Raw genomic sequence first — 298 nt, forward strand, 5'->3', positions numbered from 1 at the left:
TAAAAGAAGATGGAAAAGCATGGTGGATTCCGGCCAACAGAGAAAACCGTGACGAATATCTTTTTAAGGACGCTCCGGTAAGTACACTTGATACTGTTTTGACTCCGCTTACAATTGAAAGCAAAAGCGGACTGGCCTTAAGTTTTCACGAAGCCAATTTGGTTGATTTTGCCAGTATGACTTTGGTTAATACAACCGGAACACAATTAAAATCGGATTTGGTGCCGTGGGCAGATGGTGTAAAAGTGCGTGTAAAAGATACGTTTACCTCTTCGTGGAGAACGCTTCAGATTGGAGA

Annotated in this window: 1 protein-coding gene; it reads left to right on the plus strand. The window is 42.3% G+C overall.

Annotated elements, in window-relative coordinates:
- A partial coding sequence (locus AC6CH4_RS26020) for a glycoside hydrolase family 97 N-terminal domain-containing protein (protein WP_498108247.1) occupies window positions 1–298 on the plus strand: 298 nt, incomplete at both ends.

It is taken from the genome of Flavobacterium sp. GQ95, from assembly GCF_059758655.1.